General features: G+C 74.3%; 15 protein-coding genes and 1 riboswitch. Of the genes, 4 read left to right on the top strand and 11 right to left on the bottom strand.

Features of this window, described 5'->3' with window-relative positions; all coding sequences use genetic code 11:
• Positions 1 to 155: 155 nt before the first annotated feature.
• From AB0424_RS02810 to AB0424_RS02780, 7 genes are all read right to left on the bottom strand, one after another.
• Positions 156 to 998: a PP2C family protein-serine/threonine phosphatase gene (locus AB0424_RS02810; protein WP_366301652.1), complete on the bottom strand. Its 843-nt coding sequence runs from the start codon at positions 996 to 998 to the stop codon at positions 156 to 158.
• A 224-nt stretch (positions 999 to 1,222) separates the two neighbouring features.
• Entirely contained in the window at positions 1,223 to 2,296 is a 1,074-nt protein-coding gene (locus AB0424_RS02805) for an endonuclease/exonuclease/phosphatase family protein (RefSeq protein WP_366301650.1), read from the bottom strand.
• Positions 2,293 to 3,246, bottom strand: coding sequence for a D-alanyl-D-alanine carboxypeptidase (locus tag AB0424_RS02800; RefSeq protein WP_366301649.1), 954 nt, complete (start codon positions 3,244 to 3,246; stop codon positions 2,293 to 2,295). Before AB0424_RS02800 ends, AB0424_RS02805 begins: the two co-directional genes overlap by 4 nt.
• A 339-nt stretch (positions 3,247 to 3,585) precedes the next feature.
• Positions 3,586 to 4,845: a HAMP domain-containing sensor histidine kinase gene (locus AB0424_RS02795; RefSeq protein ID WP_366301648.1), complete on the bottom strand. Its 1,260-nt coding sequence runs from the start codon at positions 4,843 to 4,845 to the stop codon at positions 3,586 to 3,588.
• Complete coding sequence (gene cseB, locus AB0424_RS02790; protein ID WP_366301647.1) at positions 4,842 to 5,570, bottom strand: two-component system response regulator CseB; 729 nt, start codon at positions 5,568 to 5,570, stop codon at positions 4,842 to 4,844. The genes AB0424_RS02795 and cseB overlap by 4 nt, the downstream gene beginning before the upstream one ends.
• A gap of 300 nt (positions 5,571 to 5,870) precedes the next feature.
• Positions 5,871 to 7,394: an aldehyde dehydrogenase family protein gene (locus tag AB0424_RS02785; protein WP_366301645.1), complete on the bottom strand. Its 1,524-nt coding sequence runs from the start codon at positions 7,392 to 7,394 to the stop codon at positions 5,871 to 5,873.
• A 43-nt stretch (positions 7,395 to 7,437) separates the two neighbouring features.
• Positions 7,438 to 8,850, bottom strand: coding sequence for a GAF domain-containing protein (locus AB0424_RS02780; protein ID WP_366301643.1), 1,413 nt, complete (start codon positions 8,848 to 8,850; stop codon positions 7,438 to 7,440).
• 65 nt (positions 8,851 to 8,915) lie between these two features.
• Positions 8,916 to 9,023: riboswitch (ZMP/ZTP riboswitch) on the top strand.
• 28 nt (positions 9,024 to 9,051) lie between these two features.
• Between AB0424_RS02780 and AB0424_RS02775 the strand changes: the two genes are divergently transcribed.
• The gene (locus tag AB0424_RS02775) at positions 9,052 to 9,906 is read left to right on the top strand and encodes a bifunctional 5,10-methylenetetrahydrofolate dehydrogenase/5,10-methenyltetrahydrofolate cyclohydrolase (protein ID WP_366301641.1); all 855 of its coding nucleotides are present in this window, start codon (positions 9,052 to 9,054) and stop codon (positions 9,904 to 9,906) included.
• A 193-nt stretch (positions 9,907 to 10,099) separates the two neighbouring features.
• On the opposite strand, the gene AB0424_RS02770 is transcribed toward AB0424_RS02775, so the two are convergent.
• Together AB0424_RS02770 and AB0424_RS02765 are read right to left on the bottom strand one after the other, a co-directional pair.
• A complete protein-coding gene (locus AB0424_RS02770; RefSeq protein ID WP_366301639.1) occupies positions 10,100 to 11,590 on the bottom strand; it encodes an SWF or SNF family helicase in 1,491 nt (496 codons plus the stop codon).
• Positions 11,587 to 14,676: an SNF2-related protein gene (locus AB0424_RS02765; protein WP_366301637.1), complete on the bottom strand. Its 3,090-nt coding sequence runs from the start codon at positions 14,674 to 14,676 to the stop codon at positions 11,587 to 11,589. Before AB0424_RS02765 ends, AB0424_RS02770 begins: the two co-directional genes overlap by 4 nt.
• A 326-nt stretch (positions 14,677 to 15,002) precedes the next feature.
• On the opposite strand from AB0424_RS02765, the gene AB0424_RS02760 reads away from it, so the two are divergent.
• Complete coding sequence (locus AB0424_RS02760) at positions 15,003 to 16,115, top strand: acyl-CoA desaturase (protein ID WP_366301636.1); 1,113 nt, start codon at positions 15,003 to 15,005, stop codon at positions 16,113 to 16,115.
• Positions 16,116 to 16,201: 86 nt separating this feature from the next.
• Positions 16,202 to 16,747, top strand: a complete 546-nt coding sequence (locus AB0424_RS02755; RefSeq protein WP_366301634.1) for an MOSC domain-containing protein — start codon at positions 16,202 to 16,204, stop codon at positions 16,745 to 16,747.
• Between the two features lie 9 nt (positions 16,748 to 16,756).
• On the opposite strand, the gene AB0424_RS02750 is transcribed toward AB0424_RS02755, so the two are convergent.
• Entirely contained in the window at positions 16,757 to 18,133 is a 1,377-nt protein-coding gene (locus AB0424_RS02750) for a tannase/feruloyl esterase family alpha/beta hydrolase (protein WP_366301632.1), read from the bottom strand.
• Positions 18,134 to 18,373: 240 nt separating this feature from the next.
• Here AB0424_RS02750 and AB0424_RS02745 point away from each other — a divergent pair, with 240 nt between their 5' ends.
• Positions 18,374 to 18,970 (top strand): HD domain-containing protein, encoded by a 597-nt coding sequence (locus AB0424_RS02745; RefSeq protein WP_366301630.1) that lies wholly within the window; start codon positions 18,374 to 18,376, stop codon positions 18,968 to 18,970.
• A 27-nt stretch (positions 18,971 to 18,997) separates the two neighbouring features.
• Here the strand turns inward: AB0424_RS02745 and AB0424_RS02740 are convergent, their stop codons facing one another.
• Positions 18,998 to 19,858 carry a hypothetical protein gene (locus AB0424_RS02740; RefSeq protein ID WP_366301629.1) on the bottom strand — a complete coding sequence of 287 codons (861 nt, stop codon included), beginning with the start codon at positions 19,856 to 19,858 and terminating at the stop codon, positions 18,998 to 19,000.
• Between the last annotated feature and the right edge of the window lie 180 nt (positions 19,859 to 20,038).

The following is a 20,038-nucleotide window of genomic DNA, read 5'->3' as shown; positions in this document are numbered from 1 at the left end:
TGGAGGACCGGAACTGCCGAGTATCCAACACGTCAGCCATCAGACACCGGCCGGGCCGCCACGACCGGGCAAGGCCCCTGCGTGTCGGGCACCGCCGTCCGGCACGGGCCCGTGCGGGTCGAGGACCGACCCGGCCCGAGGTGACCGTTCTCCCCTTACTCCTCGGCCGTCGGCAGGGCCGGTCCGCCGTCATGGCCGACGACCAGGACGGCCGCGTCGTCCTCGTGCCCCACCGTGGCCGCCAGCTTCATGACGGCGGTGGCGAGCGCGTCGACGTCCAGTCCGGCGACGGCGGTGATCCCCGCGAGCCTCGTCACCCGGTCCAGACCCTCGTCGATGTGGAGCGAGGGCCCCTCCACCACCCCGTCGGTCAGGAGGACGAAGACGCCGTCGGCGGTGAGCCGGTGGCGCGTGGCCGGGTAGTCGACATCGCGCAGCACACCCAGAGGAGGCCCGCCCTCACTGTCGTCGATGCCGGAGCGGCCGTCGGCGGTGGCCCAGATATGGGGGATGTGACCGGCCCGGGCGCACTCCAGGGTGCCGGCAGCGGGGTCCAGCCGCAGAAAGGTGCAGGTGGCGAAGAGGTCGGCGCCCAGAGAGACGAGCAGGTCGTTGGTGCGCCCGAGCAGCTCTCCCGGGTCTCCGGAGACGGAGGCCAGCGCGCGCAGTGCCACGCGGACCTGTCCCATGAAGGCGGCGGCCTCGATGTTGTGTCCCTGCACGTCACCGATGGACATGCCGATCCGCCCGCCGGGCAGGGAGAAGGCGTCGTACCAGTCACCGCCGACGTTGAGGCCGTGGTTGGCGGGCTCGTAGCGGACGGCCAGCCGGGCGCCCGGAAAACTGGGCAGCTCCGCGGGCAGCATGCCGCGCTGCAGGGCGACGGCGAGCTCGACACGGGAACGCTGTGTCTCGGCCAGCTCCCGCGCCCTGGCGGTCAGCGACCCGAGCCGGACCAGAAGGTCCTCGCTGTTGTCGGCCGGCCGTCTGCGGAACATCGCTCACTCCGACGTCACGAGAACCCTCGCATCACTTCGTCCCGGTCTCCAGCCCGCGGGCCCGCAGGGGACCACCTCGGTACGAACAGGTCCCTCCCACTCTGCCCGGAGGGGGCAGCGTCCGCATCTCATCGGCTCTGAACGCGGCGGATCCCCGCGCTCGGCGAGGGCAAGGGCGGTCGCCGCTTCGCCCCACATCGCACCCGACGACCACCCACCCGTCATCACGGAGCGGGGTCCGGGGAAAGGTGGATCCGGGCCGCCACCGGAAGGTGGTCGCTGGCCGTCGCGGGGAGGGTCCATGCCGAAGCGGCCCGGACGCCCCCGAGAAGGATCTGGTCGATCCGGACGACCGGCAGGCGCGCCGGCCAGGTGAAGCCGAAACCCGCGCCCGCCGCGGCCTGCGCGGAGACGAGACGGTCGGTGAGGGGCCGGAGTCCGCGGTCGTCGGTGGAGCCGTTGAGGTCGCCCAGGACGACGACGCGCCGGACGGGCTCCGCCCGCACCTCCGCCGCCAGCAGGCCCAGCGCGTCGTCGCGCGCCCCGGCGGTGAATCCGCGCGGGCCCACGCGGACGGACGGCAGGTGGGCGACGTACACGGCCAGTGGCCCGCCGGGTGCGTCCACCGTGGCCCGCATCGCCCGCGTCCACGGCATGATCGGCACGGCCCGCGCGTCGCCCAGCGGATGGACGCTCCACAGGCCCACGGTGCCCTGGTAGAAGTGGTACGGGTAGGTCTCCGCCAGGGCCTGCTCGTAGGCGGGCGCCGTGGCCGGGCTCAGCTCCTCCAGCGCCAGTACGTCCGCTCCGGCGGCGAGCAGGCTCCGCACGGTGCCGTCGGGGTCGGGGTTGGCCTGGTTGACGTTGTGAGTGACCAGCGTGAGGTCCCCACCGGGGGACGTCTTGTCGGCCAGGGCTCCGCCGAAGACCGCCACCCAGGCCACCGCCGGCACCACCAGGGCCACCGCCGCTGCCGTCGTCGCCCGCCGAAGCAGGGCTGCGGCCACCAGCACGGGCACGGCCAGCGCGCTCCAGGGCAGCAGGGTCTCGGCCAGACTGCTCATCCGTCCCGGCAGTCCGGGGAGCAGCCCGTGGCCCGCGACGCTGACCGCGAGGAGGACGGAGCAGCCCGTGACCGCCGCCCCGCGCCGCCGCCACCACCGGCGCGACCCGGTGTCCGAGGCTCCGGGAGCGCGGTCCGGGCCGACCGCCGTGTTGCCCTCCGCGGGGGAAGGCATGGTCTGTGCCGCCGTGCCGTCCGGCGCCGCGGTGGGGTCCGGGCTGGTCGTCGCCGTCATCGTTCCCCGCCCTCCGTTCCGGCGGCGGCCAGCCGCTCGCGTACGGCCGTGAGCAGGCCGCGGCTGGCGTCGACGGCGGCCCGGAGCCCGTCGGCGGGCGTCGTGTTCGCCCGCTGGTGCAGGACGGCGCCCACCAGCAGCCGGGGCTTACCGCCGACGCGCACCTCGCAGGCCCACAGGAGGTTCCCGCCCGCAGGGGTGCTGGAGCCGGTCTTCACGCCGAGGACGCCCGGGGTGTCCAGCAGGGGATTGGTGTTGGTGATCGTCCCGAGGCCGGGGACGATGGTCTCGCGGGTGGCCACGACCGCCCGGAAGACCGGGTCCTCCATCGCGGCCCGCGTCAGCCGCACCTGGTCGGCCGCGGTGCTCGTGGTCGTCGGTTCGATGCCGCTCGCCCCCGTGTAGACCGTGTCCTTCATGCCGAGCCGTCCGGCGGCGCGCCGCATCTTCGTCACGAAGGCCGCCTGGCTGCCGGAGTCCCAGCGGGCCAGCAGACGGGCGACGTTGTTGCCGGAGGGGATGAGGAGCAGTTCCAGGAGCCGGCGCTGGGAGTAGCGCTCGCCAGGCCGTACGGGGACGGTCGACTCGCCGCCGACCCCCGCTTCATGCGCGGCCGTCGGATCCACCGTGATCAGGGGGCCTTCCTCGTCAGGCCGCAGCGGGTGCTCCCGGAGGATGACGTAGGCGGTCATCACCTTCGTCAGGCTCGCGATCGGCACAGGCCGCCGCCCGCCCCGCTCGCCCAGCGAACCGGTCCCTTCGAGATCGACGGCGCTCTGGCCGTCCTGCGGCCACGGGAGCGGGCCGATGTCGGAAACCGGCGGTCGCTCGTCTCCCGTCATCGGAGGCGCGCCGGAGGGCGAGGCGACGGCGATGCCGAGGGCCGTCAGCAGGGTCAGGGACAGGGCACCGCCGACGAGGCGGCGACGGGGGGTACGGGGCAGGGGCACGGGCCGCCTCCAGGGGCTGCGGTACGGGATCGGTACGGCAGCAAGACTCCGGGGAGGAGGTCTCCGCCCCACGGTCGGGAGAGCGCGGCCCGCGCTCGGGAACCCATCGGTCGTGTATCAGAGGGGTGGCGGCGAGCGGACGGGCGTCGGCCGGCGCGTGCGACGCATGGGCGGGCGGTGCGGGGCCCGGCCGAGCGACGCGGAGGGAGTGCCCGCGCGGGGCAGGGCGTACCGACCGCCGACCGCCGACCGTCCCTGGACGGCGAGGGTCGTGCGCCGGCGGGCAGGCCGTCCCGGTACAGCCGGGCCACCTGCCGGCGGGCCGTCACAGGGACGGGGTCACACCTCGGACGGCGGCTCGTCCTGGGGCAGGCTCAGGGTCGCGACCGCCCCTCCGTCCCGGGCGTTGGCGAGGTCCAGGGTCGCCCCGATCACCCTCGCCTGGCCGGACGCGATCGTCAGGCCCAGGCCGTGCCCGTGCCCCCGCTCGGCCGAGCCCGTCCGGAACCGCTGGGGGCCGTGGGTCAGCAGGTCGGCCGGGAAGCCGGGGCCGTGGTCCCGGACGGTCACCGTCCGGCCGACGACGGCGACTTCCACCCGGCCTGCGCCGTGCCGGTGGGCGTTGACGACGAGGTTGGAGACGATACGGTCCAGGCGCCGGGGATCCGACTCGACCACCGCCGCCTCCCGTTCGGTCACCCGCGCCGCGAGGCCCGTCCGCGCCACGGAGCCGCGGACGAGGGCGGCCAGGTCGACCGGTCCCTGCTGGGACGTCTCGGCGCCCGCGTCGAGCCGGGAGATCTCCAGGAGGTCCTCCACCAGGTCGCGCAGCACCCGCACCCGGCTCTGGACCATGTCCGTCACCTCGCCCTCGGGCAGCAGTTCCGCCGAGGTGACCAGGCCCATCAGCGGGGTGCGCAGCTCGTGTGCGACGTCGGCGGTGAAGCGCTGCTCGGTGTCGATCCGCTGCTGGAGGCTGTCGGCCATGGAGTCGACCACGGCCGAGATCTCGGCGACCTCGTCGCCCCCGCGGACCGTTCCCGTCCGGGCATCGAGGTCGCCCGCCGTGATGCGCCGGGCCGTGCGGGCCACCCGGCGCAGGCGCCGGGCGGGCAGTTCCGTCGCCAGGGCCGTGGCGGGGACGACGAAGCCCAGGGTCAGCAGGGAGTACTTCCACATGTGACGGTCCAGGGCCTGCCGGGTCAGCAGGTCGGCGGTCATGTCGACCTCGACCGCGTACAACGTCCCACCCTCCCGACGGGCCGCCCAGAAGACGGGGGCCGGGGGCCCGTTCTCGTAGTGGGTGGCCTCGCCGCCGTGCTCGACCTGCCTCAGCAGGGCCTCGGGCAGCTCTCCGGGGGACACGCGAGGCCCTTCCCCACCTGCGGCCGAGGCATCCTCCAAGGCCGTCGCCAGCGCCGTGTGGGCCCTGCCCGCGCCCTCGTGCATGGAGCGCCGCAGCACCGAGTCGTGCACCAGCACGCCGACCGTCAGCGCCATCGAGGCACAGGCGAGCGCCACCAGGAGGACGATCTTCCAGCGCAGCGAGCGGGAGTGCGGTACGAGGCCCGTGACTGCTCGCCGGGGACCCCGGCTCACCGCTTCCACTTGTAGCCGAAGCCCCGGACGGTCTCGACGCGCTCGGCGCCGATCTTCTTGCGCAGTCGCTGCACGCACAGGTCGACGACCCGGGTGTCGCCCTCCCAGCCGTAGTCCCACACTTCGCGCAGCAGGGTCTGACGGTCCAGCACGATCCCGGGGTGCGCGGCGAACTGGAGCAGCAGCCGCAGCTCGGTCGGGGCGAGCGCGATCCGCTCCCCGCCCCTGCGGACCTCCAGGGCCGCGGGGTCGAGGGAGAGGTCGCCGAAGAGCAGCGGTCCGGCCTGCCCCGCGGGGCCGGCGGGTTCGGGCGCCGGGGACACGAAGGCGGCCCGGCGCAGCAGCGAACGAATGCGCGCCACCAGGACGGCGGTGTCGACGGGCTTCACCACGTAGTCGTCGGCCCCGGCCTCCAGGCCGGACACCACGTCGAGGGCGTCGCCGCGCGCCGACATCATCAGGATCGGGTCCGTGGCCGTCTCCCGGATGCGCCGGCACAGCCCGATGCCGTCCAGGCTCGGCAGCATCACGTCGAGCAGCACCAGGTCGTGCCGCCCCTCCCGGAACAGTTCGAGCCCGGTCAGTCCGTCGGCCGCGACGAGCACTCGGTAGCCGTAGCGCTCCAGGACCATCGCGACGGACCGCCGGATCACCTCGTCGTCCTCGACGAGCAGGACGGTCACAGGCGCGGGCGCGGGCGCCGACACGGAATCAGACATGAACATCTCTCGGGCACGGGACAGGGCAGGCCCTCCATCATGCCTCACCCGCACTTACCCCCGGCCCCGCCGGAAGCCTGCCGGCACGCCTCCGACCTGCGCTGATACCCGCCTGATACACCACCGCGCGGTGGCCGACACACATCCGAGCGGCTACGGACACGGAGGCGGCGCGACGGACACCGAGTCGGGTGGACAGGACAGCGACACCGGTCTGCTCTCCGGCGCCTCCGTGGAGGCCGACGCTGCTTGCGAAGAGGCACCTGACCCGGGAAAACCACAGGTCAGGTGCCTTCTTTCGGGCCCCTAGAAGAAGCCGAGCTTCTTCGGCGAGTAGCTCACCAGCAGGTTCTTCGTCTGCTGGTAGTGGTCGAGCATCATGCGGTGGGTCTCGCGGCCGATGCCGGACTGCTTGTAGCCGCCGAAGGCGGCGTGGGCGGGGTAGGCGTGGTAGCAGTTGGTCCAGACGCGGCCGGCCTGGATGGCGCGGCCGGCGCGGTAGGCGGTGTTGGTGTCGCGGGTCCAGACGCCGGCGCCGAGGCCGTAGAGGGTGTCGTTGGCGGTGCGGACGGCGTCGTCGAAGTCGGTGAAGGAGGTGACGGCGACGACGGGGCCGAAGATCTCCTCCTGGAAGACGCGCATGCGGTTGTCGCCCTCGAAGATGGTGGGCTGGACGTAGTAGCCGCCGGCGAGGTCGCCGCCGTGCTCGACGATCCGGCCGCCCGTGAGGATCTTGGCCCCTTCGTTCTGGCCGATCTCCAGGTAGGAGAGGATCTTCTTGAGCTGGTCGGCGGATGCCTGGGCGCCGATCATGGTGTCGGTGTCCAGGGGGTGGCCGGGGACGATCTTCTCGGTGCGGGCGACGGCCGCCGCGAGGAAGTCGGTGTAGTGGCCGCGCTGGACGAGGGCTCGGGAGGGGCAGGTGCAGACCTCGCCCTGGTTGAGGGCGAACATGGTGAAGCCTTCGAGGGCCTTGTCGCGGAAGTCGTCGTCGGCGGCCCAGACGTCGTCGAAGAAGATGTTCGGCGACTTGCCGCCGAGTTCGAGGGTCACCGGCTTCAGGTTCTCGGAGGCGTACCCCATGATCAGGCGGCCCGTGCTCGTCTCGCCCGTGAAGGCGATCTTGGCGACGCGCGGGGAGGAGGCGAGGGGCTTCCCGGCCTCCTCGCCGAAGCCGTTGACGACGTTGAGGACGCCCGGCGGGAGGAGGTCGGCGACGAGGCTCAGCCAGAAGTGGACGGAGGCCGGTGTCTGTTCGGCGGGCTTGAGGACGACGGCGTTGCCGGCGGCCAGCGCCGGCGCCAGCTTCCAGACCGCCATGAGGATCGGGAAGTTCCAGGGGATGATCTGCGCGACGACGCCGAGCGGCTCGTGGAAGTGGTACGCGACGGTGTCGTCGTCGATCTCGCTGAGGGCGCCCTCCTGGGCCCGCAGCGCGCCCGCGAAGTAGCGGAAGTGGTCGACGGCGAGGGGGATGTCCGCGGCGAGGGTCTCGCGGACCGGCTTGCCGTTGTCCCACGTCTCGGCGACCGCGAGCGCCTCCAGGTTGCTCTCCATGCGGTCCGCGATCCGCAGCAGGACGGCGGCGCGCTCCGCCGGTGCCGTGCGGCCCCACGCGGGGGCCGCGGCGTGCGCCGCGTCCAGGGCGCGCTCCACGTCCTCGGCGGTGCCGCGGGCGATCTCCGTGAAGGGGCGGCCGTCGACGGGGCTCGGGTTCTCGAAGTAACCCCCGCCGGCCGGAGCGACGTACTCGCCTCCGATCCAGTGGTCGTAGCGGGCCTGGTACGACATGAGCGCGCCCTCGGTACCGGGTGCGGCGTAACGGGTCATGGGCTGGCCTCCCTGGGACGCGCCGGCCGTCCCTGGCCGGCGCTCACCGGCGAGTGTGGCGACCTGTACGTTGCAACCCCGTTGCACCGGAGGACAGTTCCGCCTCCAGCGCGTGCAGCCGGGCGCGTACGGGGGGCAGCTGGGACGCCGGAACCGCGGCGCACAGGGCCCGCCAGACCACCACGTCGTCCTCGCCCCAGGTGCTGTACGCCCAGTCGGCGAGCAGTCCGGGATCGCCCCGGTCGACCAGGGCCGCCCGCAGCCGCCCCGCGAGGCGCTCCCTGAGCCGTACGACCCCCGGAGCCGTCGACGAGGGGAGCAGCGGGCCCGGGTACTCCCCGGCCGCCGCCGCGACTGCCCCGGAGGCCAGTCGCCGGTCCACGGCGGCGAAGTCCGCGTCCACGCTGTCCGCGAGCCGGTAGGGGCGGGACGCCAGGACCTCGGGACCGAGCAGGGAGCGCAGCCGGGAGAGTTCCGCGCGCAGGGTCACGGGGGTGACCGACTCGTCTTCGTAGAGCAGGGTGAGCAGTTCGTCGCCGCTCACGCCGTCCGGCCGGTGCGCGAGGAGCACCAGGATCTCGCTGTGCCGGCGGCTGAGCCGCACCCGCCGCCCGCCGACCGACAGGACGGCCTCGTCACGCCCGAGCGCCGACAGCGTGATCCGCCCCGGCTGGGGGGCCGGTGCGAGCAGCGCCAGCTGGGACTCGGCGGCCCGCGCCACGGCCTGCACGAAAGCAAGGCTGTGCGGGTGCGCCAGTGGGGCGCCGCCCGTGATGTCGACCGCGCCGAGGACGCGTCCGGTGCGCGGGTCGTGGACGGGGGCGGCGGCGCAGGTCCACGCGCGGACGGTGTGCCGGAAGTGCTCGGCGGCGACGACCTGCACCGGCCGGTCGACGGCGAGGGCGGTGCCCGGCGCGTTGGTTCCCGCGGCCGACTCCGACCAGCGGGCCCCGGCCACGAAGTTCATGCCCCGGGCCTTGCGCAACGTGGCCGGGTGTCCCTCGACCCACAGCATCCTGCCCGCCGCGTCGCAGACGGCGAGCAGATGCTCCCCGTCCGTCGCGTACGCCCCCATCAGCTCGCGGATCACCGGCATCGCCGCCGCCATCGGATGGCCGTCGCGGTAGGCGGCGAGTTCGTCCTCGTCGAGTTCGACCCGGGCCGCTCCGTCCTGGTTCACGCGCGCGCGTGCGGAGCGCCGCCAGGAGGCGGCGACCAGCGGCCGCGCGTCCCCGCCGGCCGGGCGGGTCTCCCGGGGGACCCGGCTCGGTTCGTGGTGCTGGTCCCGGCCGGTCTCCGGGCCTGGTCCGGGGCTCGGGTCCGCACCGAAGCGTGCGTCCCGCTCCCACGCCGGTCCCGCTCCGCCGGTCACCCATCCGTCGCTCAACTCGGCCTCCTCGTCGAGGTCGTCACGGCCCGTCCGGCCCATCGTGGTGGCCGCGCGGGCCGTCGACAAGCAGCCGGACGCCGTCGTCCGCGCACCCTGTCCGGGACGCGCCCCGAACCGCTCACGTAGAGTGGGGCTCGGGCCGTGACTGGCGCTTGAGGTGGATCACCACCGGGGAGCGGCCCGGTGGGCCGCGTCGTGAGGGCGCGGTGCCGCCGATGCCGTGCGCCTGGGCGAGACACCTGTCACAGACGACGCCCAGGAGTTGCCATGTCCACCAGCACCGCCACCCTCATGGACGGCACGGCCCTCGCCCGCCGTACGGTCGAGGAGACCGCCGCGCGAGCCGCCGAGGTCACCCGCCGCACGGGCGTCACCCCGTGTCTCGCGACCGTCCTCGTCGGCGCGGACCCCGCCTCCGTCACGTACGTGAAGATGAAGCAGAACCGCTGCGCGAAGGCCGGAATCCGCTCCCGGCACGTCGAGCTGCCCGCCGAGACGACCACCGAGGAACTCGTGGCCGCGATCACGGCCCTGTCCGAGGACCCCGAGGTCCACGGCATCCTCCTGCAGCACCCGGTCGGCCCGCACATCGACGAGCGCGCCGCCTTCGAGGCCATCGCCCCCGAGAAGGACGTCGACGGCGTGACCATGGCGTCCTTCGCCGCCATGGGCTTCGGACTGCCCGGGTTCGTCTCCTGCACGCCCGGCGGCATCATGCGCCTCCTCGACGCGTACGACGTCGAGCTCAGCGGCAAGCGGGCCGTCGTGGTCGGCCGCAGCGCGATCCTGGGCAAGCCCGCGGGGCTGCTGCTCCTCGGCCGGGACGCCACCGTCACCTACTGCCACTCGCGCACCAAGGACCTCTCCTCCGTCGTCCGCGAGGCCGACATCCTCGTGGCGGCCGTCGGCAAGCCGAACTTCATCAAGGGCGAGGACATCAAGCCGGGCGCCGTCGTCATCGACGCCGGCTACAACCCGGGCAACGTCGGCGACGTCGACTTCGCCTCGGCCGCCGAGCGCGCCTCCCTCATCACCCCCGTGCCGGGCGGCGTCGGCCCCATGACCATCGCCGTCCTCCTCGCCCAGACGGTGGAGGGCGCGGAGCGCCAGCTCGGCCTGTAGCGCTTGTTCGGCGGGGCCAGTCGCGTCGGCTGCGCCGGCGGCACCGGCCCCACCTGCGCCCCCGCCCGACCCGCCCTCCCCGCCTGGTCTGCTCGACCCGTCCGGACCGGGGAGGCGGAGGCCGGGAGGTCTAGCAGGTCGGGCAGGCCGGAGGCGGGACCTCCCGACGCCTGGTGGACCGGCCCCGGCCTTCCTACGCGCCCTCGCCCGCGCCACCGGCCGTCAGGGCCGTCGCCAGGGCCACCGCCGGGTCCCGGTCAGCCGGCCCCGCCGGGGACCAGTCCGCACCCGCTCCGGCGTACGGCCACCAGCGACCGTCGGGGCCGAGCCGGAGCTGGGCACGCGTGCCCTCGGCCGACCACCGGGAGCCGGACCGCCGCAGCTCGGGCCGCTCGTCGTCCTCCCATGCCTCGGACAGCCGGGCGCCCGCCCGGGTCAGGGTCTCCGCATCGGGGTCCCACTCGTCCTCCAGTACGGACAGGGCGGCGGCGCCGCCCAGCCGCCACGCGCGCGTGGCACGGTCCAGCTCCGTCGGCGTGCGGCCGGAGCCGGAGGCGAGCCGTGCCGTGATCCACGGCACGGGGGAGTCCACGGCGAGCCGTACGGCGTCCTGGGCGGCCGTCAGCCGCGGTCCGGCCACGTCCCCTTCGGGGAGAGCGCCCACGGCGGAGGCACGCGCGGACCACGTGTCGTGCACGGCCGAGGAATCGCGCGCGCCCGCCACGCCCGGTGCCGGGCGGGGACCCGTGGGACCACCGAGTGCCGTCACGAGCATGCGATGGGCGCGGGCCGCCGCATCCGTCGCCAGGAACTCCAGCGCCGTCGGGTCGACGCCGGGCTCCGGGTCCGTCTCCGTGTCCAGGGAGGGCGAGTACCCCGGAGCCGGGAGAGCGGTCGGAGGCGCCGGCAACGGCGGCAGCAGGAACCCCTCGGAGTACGCCTCGGCGGCCGGCACTCCCGGCATGCCGCCGACGCCCACCGGGGCGTCCGCATCCGGCGAGCCGTCGCCGCCCCGCCCTCCACGTGCCTCGGGCGCGGAGGCGCGCGCGGCGCTGCGCGCCTGGAGCTGGTCCAACAGGGCCCGCTCGCCGCGTCCCCGCATCAGCAGCAGGACGAAAGGGTCCTCGTCGAGCAGGCGCGCCACCTGGTAGCAGAGCGCCGACGTGTGCGGGCAGTGGTCCCAGGCGTCACAGCCGCACTCGGGGTCGAGGTCGCCGACGCCCGGCAGCAGATCGAGGCCGACGGCCGCCGCGTCCTCCACCAGGTGGGGCGGCATCTCGCGGTCGAGAAGCGCCGCGATGTGCCCCGCGCTGTCCACGGCGAGGTCGAGCAGCCGCTCCCACTCGTCCTCCGAGAGCTCCCGCACGAGGACGTCGCTGCGGTACGCCGTCCCGTCGCGGTCCTTGACGATCGCCGTGAGCCGGCCGGGCCGCACGGTCACGGCGCCCACCGCGCCCGCGCGCGCGTGCCGGCGTCCGGCCTTGAGCTGCACGTTGTCCAGTGCGGTGTCCTCCAGGGCCTTGAGCCAGGCCCTGCCCCACCAGGTCCGGGCGAACGCCGTGCCCTTCGCCGGCGGCAGCGCCGCGAACGTCCGCTCGTCACCGCCGTGACCGCCGCCCGTCGTTCGCCCGTGGCCGCCCGGGGTCCCGTCGCCGTACCCGTGACCTCGTCCGGTCCCGCTCATCGTCCGTCCCCTTGCAGTCGCACCAGCTCCGCCAGTTCGGCGTCGGTCAGTTCGGTCAGCTCCCGCGGAGCGTCCGCTCCGGTCCCGAGCACACTGTCCGCGAGCTCCTTCTTGCGGTCGAGCATGGCCGCGATCCGGTCCTCGACCGTGCCCTCGGCGATCAGCCGGTGAACCTGTACCGGCCGGTCCTGTCCGATCCGGTAGGCACGGTCGGTGGCCTGAGCCTCGACGGCCGGGTTCCACCAGCGGTCGTAGTGGACGACGTGCTCGGCCCGGGTCAGGTTGAGCCCCGTCCCGGCGGCCTTGAGGGAGAGCAGGAAGACGGGCACCTCCCCGTCCTGGAAGCGGGCGACCATCGCCTCGCGCTCGGCGACGGGCGTGCCGCCGTGCAGGAACTGCGTCCGCACCCCACGCGCCGCCAGGTGCGCCTCCAGGAGCCGGGCCATCGCCACGTACTGGGTGAAGACGAGCGTGCGCGCGCCCTCGGCGAGGATGGTGTCGAGGAGTTCGTCGAGCAGTTCGAGCTTCCCCGACCGGCCCCCGATGCGGGGCCGGTCCTCCTTGAGGTACTGGGCGGGGTGGTTGCAGATCTGCTTGAGGGCCGTCAGGAGCTGCATGACGAGCCCCCGGCGCTCCATGCCGTCGGCGTCGGCGATCGCGGCCAGCGTCTCCCGTACCACCGCTTCGTAGAGACCTGCCTGTTCCGGCGTCAGGGAGACGGCCCGGTCGGTCTCGGTCTTCGACGGCAGTTCGGGTGCGATGCCGGGGTCGGACTTGCGGCGGCGCAGCAGGAACGGGCGGACGAGGGTGGCCAGCCGCTCGGCGGCGGCCGGGTCCGTACCGCCCTCGACGGCGGCGGCGAACCGGGTCCGGAAGGCGCCCAGGCTGCCGAGCAGCCCCGGCGTGGTCCAGTCGAGGATCGCCCACAGCTCCGAGAGGTTGTTCTCGACCGGTGTGCCGGACAGGGCCACGCGTGCGCGTGCCCCGATGGTCCGCAGCTGCCGGGCCGTCGCCGAGTACGGGTTCTTGACGTGCTGGGCCTCGTCCGCGACGACGAGTCCCCAGTTCCGTGCGGCGAGCCGCTCGGCGTCGAGTCGCATGGTGCCGTACGTGGTGAGGACGAAGCCGCTCCCGGGCAGATCGTCCAGGTCGCGCGTCGCGCCGTGGAAGCGCCGCACCGGTGTGCCGGGCGCGAACTTCTCGATCTCCCGCTGCCAGTTGCCCATCAGGGAGGTGGGGCACACGACCAGCGTGGGGCCGGCGGCGGCCGGGTCGGTCTGACGGTGCAGGTGGAGGGCGATCGCGGTGATCGTCTTGCCGAGCCCCATGTCGTCGGCGAGACAGCCGCCGAGTCCGAGCGAGGTCATGCGGTGCAGCCAGTCGAGTCCGCGCAGCTGGTAGTCGCGCAGGGTCGCGGTGAGCGCGGCGGGCGGGCCGATCTCCGGCCGGCCTCCCTCGGGGTCGGCCAGCCGCTCGCGCAGCCGCTCCAACCAGCCTGTCGCCGCCACCTCGACGGTGCGCCCGCCGACCTCGGTCGTGCCGGTGAGCACGGCCGCGAGGGCGTCCACGGGCGTCACCTTGTGGTCCTGCCGGGCGGTCGCCGCGCGCACCTCGGCCGGGTCGACGAGGACCCACCGGTCGCGCAGCCGGACCAGCGGCCGGCCCGCCTCGGCGAGCGCGTCGAGCTCGGCCCGAGTCAGCTCGTGGTCGCCGACGGCGAAGCGCCAGTGGAACGCGAGCAGGGCGTCGGCGGAGACGAAGGAGGGCAGCCCCGATGCGGACGCGCCGGAAGCCGGGCCCTCACCGTCAGCGTCGGGCGCGGAACCGATTCCAGCCGGTTCCGCACCGATGCCACCGGGTTCCCCGCCGATACCGTCCGGGTCCGCGCCGATGCCGCCCGGCTCCGTGCCGACGGGTCCGATCGCCGCGCGGGCCGTCAGCCGGTCCGACAGCTCGCGCGGCCAGTGGATCTGCACGCCGGTCGCCGCGAGGGCGCGGGCGGCCGGGCCCAGGAGCTCGGCGACCTCCTCGTCGGCCAGTTCGACGGTGTCGGGGACGGCCGAGGCGAGCAGGGGTGCCAGGGGCGGCCACGCGCGCGCGGCGCGCCGCAGCGCGAGCAGGGCGTCCATGCGGGCCCTCGGGCCGAAGGCCGCTCCCGTCGGTCCCGAGCCCGCCCACACCTCCGCCGCGTCCGCGACCAGGGTCGGGTCGGCGACGCCGTGCAGCTGGAGCACGGCGCGGAAGGCCGGCGCGTCCTCGGACTCGGCGGTGAAGCCGGGCAGTTCGAGCCGGAGCGACAGCCGGACGCCGGCGTCGTGCACGGCGGCCACATCGGCGGCCCACGCGCGCTGCTCGGGAAGCAGCCGCGGTTCGTCGGCGGCGAAAGCGGGGCCCCCGGCCGCGAGAGGAGCCGCCGGGGTACGGGGAAGGGTGTCCGCGACCGCGTCGGCGAAGGCACGGAGCAGCGCCTCGGGATCGGGCAGCAGGAGCGGCTCGGCCGGTGAGAGCGGCACGGCGTGGGCCACGGGCGGCATGGACGCGGCGAGCGTGCGCAGCTCCGCCACCTCCTCCGGTCCGAGGGGGCCGACCCGCCATGCGTCGTGGTCTCCGGCGGTGAGGCCGGGCAGGAGGAGCCCGCGTGAGACGAGGTCGAGCGCGAGGAGCGACGCGGCGCCCCAGAACGCCGCCGCGGGGGAGGCGGATTCCGAGAACCGCGCGCGGGCGAGCAGCGCGAGCGCGTCCCGCACGGGGACGGCGTAGGCGGGCACGGTCACGGGCTGGAGGCTGTCCCCGTCCACGACCGTGATCTCGACGTGCGGCGACCCCTCGCCGTGGAGCGGCGCGGCGGCGGGGGTGGTCTGCGGGGCGGGGTCACCGGCGGGGCCGCCGTCGGGCAGGGCCTCTCCGTCCGGAGACCAGAAGGCGATCCGGCCGGCCCGGGGCGGGTCCGCGGGAAGGAAGACGGCGGCGTGGCGTGCGAGTGCGGGGGAGAACCCGGGTTCGGGTGCGGCGTCGGGTGCGGGTTCTCGAACGGACGGGGGAGCGGGTTCGCGGGCCGAGTCATCGGGTCCGTGCGACAGCGACAACGCATTCCTCAAATTTGACTACCGGGGGACCGAGCGGCCGAGGATACCTCACCCCACAAGGTTGACGTGCCATCAGTCTCCGTGATCCGCCTCACGGGTTCCGGGGTGGGGCTGGCCCCACCCCGGACCCCCGGGCCACCCCCTGCCGGGGACGGGTGGTGACGCCATGGCCCCGGGCGATCACCGATCCGTACGTTTTCGGTGGGCGCCGACGTCCGGACCACCACCGAATCCGACCGCCGGACCACCACCGGAGCCGAGCGTCGCCGACCGCCCCGGACCGCTCCACCCGACCGCCGCACGACCGACAGAAACCGGAGCCCCACATGTCCCAGGCCACCGCCCTGCCCCCGGCCGCCGCGCCGTCCGTGGCGCTCCCCGCGGTCACCGCCGTGAAGCCGGGCCGGGGCAAGGGAGCCGGCGAGTTCACACCGCTGCTGCGCACGATCAGGGAACAGGGCCTCCTCGAACACCGCCCCGGCTGGTACGCCCGGGGTATCGCCGTCAACCTCCTCGGCATCGCCGCCGTCGTGGCCGGCCTCGCCCTGATCGGCCCGTCCTGGTGGGCGCTCCTCCTCGCCGTCCCCCTGGCCCTGCTGTCCGCCCGCGCCGCGTTCGTCGGGCACGACGCCGGTCACTCCCAGATCACCGCCGACCGCAGGGCGAGCCGGGTGATCCAGCTGGTGCACGCCAACCTGCTCCTCGGCATGAGCAGGGAGTGGTGGAACGACAAGCACAACCGCCACCACGCCCACCCCAACCACCTCGACAAGGACCCGGACGTCGTGGCGGACATCCTCGTCTTCGCCGAGCACCAGACGACGGGCCGCACGGGTCTGCGCGGTTTCCTCACCCGCCACCAGGCATGGCTCTTCTTCCCGCTCACGACGCTGGAGGGCATCGCCCTGAAGGTGTACGGCGTCCAGGCGCTGCTCGCGAAGGACGGCCCCTGCCGCACCCGCCGTGACCGGCTCGTCGAAGGCGGCCTGCTCCTCGCCCACTTCGCCGGATACACCGCCTTGCTCCTGACCCTCCTCACCCCGGCACAGGCACTGGTCTTCGCCCTCGTCCACCAGATGCTGCTCGGGGTGCACCTCGGCATGGCCTTCGCCCCCAACCACAAGGGCATGGACCGGCCGGACGAGCACGAGGACGGCGACAGCTGGGGCCACCTGCGCCGCCAAGTGCTCACCTCGCGCAACATCCGCGGCGGCGCCCTCACCGACTGGTTCCTCGGCGGCCTCAACTACCAGGTCGAGCACCATCTCTTCCCGAGCATGCCGCGTCCCCACCTCCGCCTGGCCCAGCCCGCCGTCCGCGCCCACTGCGCCGCGCTGGGCGTGCCGTACACGGAGACCGGCTTCGTCGACTCGTACCGCCAGGCCCTCGGTCATCTGCACGACGTGGGCGCCCCGCTCCGCTCCGAGTCCGCCGAGTAGGGTCGCGGGCGTACAGGGCGCGATACGACCATCGGTCCGGGGCGGTCCCGTCCGTCGCCCGACCGGGAGAAGAAGGGGCTCTCCTCATGAGCGGCGCTACCGTCACCACGGTCAGCAGCAACGGCACCTACTCGTTCACCAAGCCCAACCGCGAGGGCATCACCCTCCTCGCCGGGCTCGGCGTGGAAGGCGACGTCCACGCGGGCGTGACGGTCAAGCACCGGTCCCGCGTCGCGCAGGACCCGACCCAGCCCAACCTGCGTCAGGTCCACCTCATCCACGCCGAGCTCTTCGACGACGTCGCCGCCGCCGGGTTCGCGGTCGCGCCCGGGGACCTCGGGGAGAACATCACCACCCGGGGGATCGACCTTCTCGGCCTGCCCACCGGCACCCTCCTGCGGATCGGCGCCGACGCCGTCGTCGAGGTCACCGGACTGCGCAACCCCTGCGCCCAGATCGACGCCTTCCGCCACGGACTCCTCAAGGAGGTCGTGGGCCGCGACGAGAACGGCGACGTCGTACGGAAGGCCGGCATCATGGGCGTCGTCCTGACCGGCGGCGAGGTCCGCCCGGGCGACCCGATCGCCGTCGAGCTGCCGGCGGAGCCCCACCGCCCGCTCGACCGGGTCTGAGCCCCGCCCTCAGCCCGCCAGGTCGCAGGAGTTGACCAGGTCCCCGCCGGCCGGACGTGCGATGGTCCGGTCCGCGGGCGGAGCCGTACCCTCCTCGACCCAGCGCGTCAGCGCGTCGAACGCCGAGCGGTAGCAGGGCAGGATCGGCCGGAGCCGGTCCGGGTAGGTGTCGTACAGACCGTCGGTGTGCGTCCCGCCCTGGACCGTGTAGTACCGGTGCAGTCCGCCCCGTCCACGGGCGTCGATCATCCCCGCGTAGACGTCGGAGTCCGTCGCGATCGGCAGCAGCGTGTCGAGGTCCCCGTGGAGGGTGAGGAGCGGCCTGCCGATCCGGCCGGTGAGCGCGACCTTCGCGACCGCCCGGTGGACGGCGACCGGCCGGGACGCGTAGTCGTACGAGGCGTCCGAGGCGCACGGCGCGAGGATCTGCTCCACGGTGCCGCCGGCGGTGGCACCCGGGCAGGCGGGGTCGTACGAGGGGTCGAACTCGGCCCGGAACATCTTCTGCGTCAGACCCCAGTACGCCTTCTCGTGGTACGGCCACAGGAAGCGCGAACCGGGAGCGAACCCGGCCGCGATCAGGTCGTCGTCCGAAGCCTGCCCGAACTGGCGGGCGACCGTCACCGGCAGACTGGTCAGCAGGTTGGGCCCGCGTGTCGTCCACAGCACGCCCTCCCAGTCGACGCCGCCGTCGTACAGCTCCGGGCGGTTCTCCAACTGCCAGCGCGTCAGGTAGCCGGCGTTGGAGATGCCGGTCATGTACGTGTGCTCAGGCCCCCTGCCGTACCGCTGTCGCACGGCCTTCTTGGCCGCCCGCGTCAGTTCGGTCACCCGGCGGTTCCATTCGGCGACCGCGTCGCCCGGCGCCCGGCCGTCGGTGAAGAAGTTCGGACCGGTGTTGCCCTTGTCGGTCGCCGCGTAGGCGAAGCCCTTGGCCAGGACCTGGTCGGAGATCAGCGCGTCCGTCGAGTACTGGCGGCGCGTGCCCGGAGCACCGGTGACGACGAGACCGCCGTTCCAGTGGTCGGGCAGCCGGATCACGAACTGCGCGTCGTGCGACCAGCCGTGGGTGGCGTTCAACCGCGAGTCGTCGGGGAAGTACCCGTCGATCTGCACGCCCGGCACCCCCGAGGGGTTGCGGGTCCCCTGCGCGGCGAGGCCGGCCTGGTCGGCCATGTCGGTGTACGGCGTGCCGGCGAGCCCCGTCGTGGTCAGATCCGCCAGACAGGCCGCCTGCTGGTGCTCGGCACCGGGCACACGGAGCCGGTCCTGGCGCGCGCAGTGCGCGGACCCGACCTCCTGCGCCCCCGCCGAGCCCGCCGGGGCGAGGACGGTGACTCCGGTCAGCAGCGCGGCGACGAGGGAGACGCCTGGGAACAGGCGCATGGTGGACCTCCGTGGGACGGCGGAATGGGATGAGGCCCCACATCGTGCGGTGCACCCCCACCCGAGGCCCATGGTTCGAAACCACACCTCTGCCCGTCGCGCAGTGTGATCGGACCACGGACGGTGGCGACGGGCGACGAGCCATGGACCACGAGCCATGGACCACGGGGCACGGACGGTCGGGTGCGGACGGCCGGGTGCGGGCGCCGGACCCGGCACCCTGCTCGCTACTCTGCGCGGATGGACATTCCGACGACGGACGACATCCGCGCCCTGCACCTGAGGCACGCGCCCCACGAGGAGGTGTTCGAGCGCGTCTTCACCCACTGCGAGATCGTGTGGCGGGTCGCCGAGCGCCTCATGGCGGCCGCGGACCACGGCGTCGACCCGGAGCTGGTCCGCGCCGGATGTCTTCTGCACGACATCGGGGTCTACCGCCTCTTCGACGCCGAGGGACGCCGGGACGACCGCAGTTACGTGCTTCACGGGGTGCTCGGCCACGAGATCCTCGCGGCCGAGGGCCTGCCGGAGGTCCTGTGCCGGTTCTCCTCGTGCCACACCGGCGTCGGGCTGACCAAGGAGGACATCCTGGCCCAGGGGCTGCCGCTGCCCCCTGCCGACTACGTGGCGGTGACGCCCGAGGAGCGCCTGGTGATGTACGCGGACAAGTTCCACAGCAAGTCGACGCCGCCGCGGTTCGTCTCCCCGGAGACCTACACCGAGGCCGTCGCCCGGTTCGGCCGGGACAAGGTCGCGGCGTTCGGGTCGCTGCGGGCCGTCTTCGGCGATCCGGAGCTCGACGGGCTGGCCGCCGCGTACGGCCACGCCCTGACCTGACGGCAGCAGGCGCGGGGCCGCGCCCGGTCAGGCCGGGCGTTCGGCCATCGCGTCGAGCGCTTCGAGCAGGGCGGGCAGCTTCGGGCCCCGGGCCACCGGCAGCACCTCGCGCGGCAGCTCGTCGAGCAGTACGAAGGCCATGTCGTCGGCCCGTGCCACCAGCGACCAGCCGGGGCCGTCCGCGCGCAGGGTACGAGGGCCGCCCTCCGGCCCCACGACGGACCGGACGCGCCCGACCGGCGGAGGCTCCTCCACATAGGCGCGGAGCTGTTCCAGGGCCCGCCTGACCCCGTCGTACGGGCCGGGGGCCGGGGCGGCGGGGGCGCCGGCTCCCGGCGGCGGCGTGGGCGAGGAAGCCGGCGCGGGGGCGGCGGACGCGCCGTCGTCGCCCGCCCGGGACCGCCAGGCGGCCCACTGGCGCCCCACCTCGTCCGCGCCCAGTCGGCGCTGGGCCGGCCCCCACTCCGCGCCGGAGGGCGGGGTCAGCGGGGCCGGGTCGCCTGCCTGCGGCTCCGGGTCGTGCGGCGCCGGCACGCCCGGCGCGCGCGTGGCCACGGGGAGCGGCCAGCCCGGCAGACCGGCCACGACCGACCGCTCGTCGGGGGAGAGGTCGTAGGCCATGCCGCAGTCCCACGACGAGATGGCGACCGCCACCAGCGACACGTCGTCGACGACGACCGTCCACCGCGCCCCGAGCCCGTCCTGGCCGAAGACGAGCCCGTACCCCTCCGCGTACGGCTGGAGCCCCAGCGCGGCACAGGCCGCGGGATAGTCGTCGCCGAGCACGCTCGGGAAGCGGGCGGGCGTCAGCAGCGCCGCTGTCAGCACGAACAGCGCGTCTGCGTCGCCGTCGGCCTCCGCCTCGGCGATCGGGTCCGTCCCAGCCACGGCAGCCTCCCCATCCGGTCGTCGGCGCACCTTAACCAGTGAGTAACCCGCACGTCGAGAGGAACGCTGGTGTGACCTGCGCGGATGCGAAACGGCCACATCCCCCCTTGCGCAATCCATGCACGCTGACCAGCGGTGCGCGGTGCGTACCGTGAGGGCGGGCCGGGAACAGGGGAAATC

The sequence above is a fragment of the Streptomyces sp. NPDC051180 genome (assembly GCF_040689545.1).
GTDB lineage: Bacteria > Actinomycetota > Actinomycetes > Streptomycetales > Streptomycetaceae > Streptomyces.
Note: the sequence above shows the minus strand (reverse complement) of the source record. Positions and strands in the feature narration are given on the sequence as shown.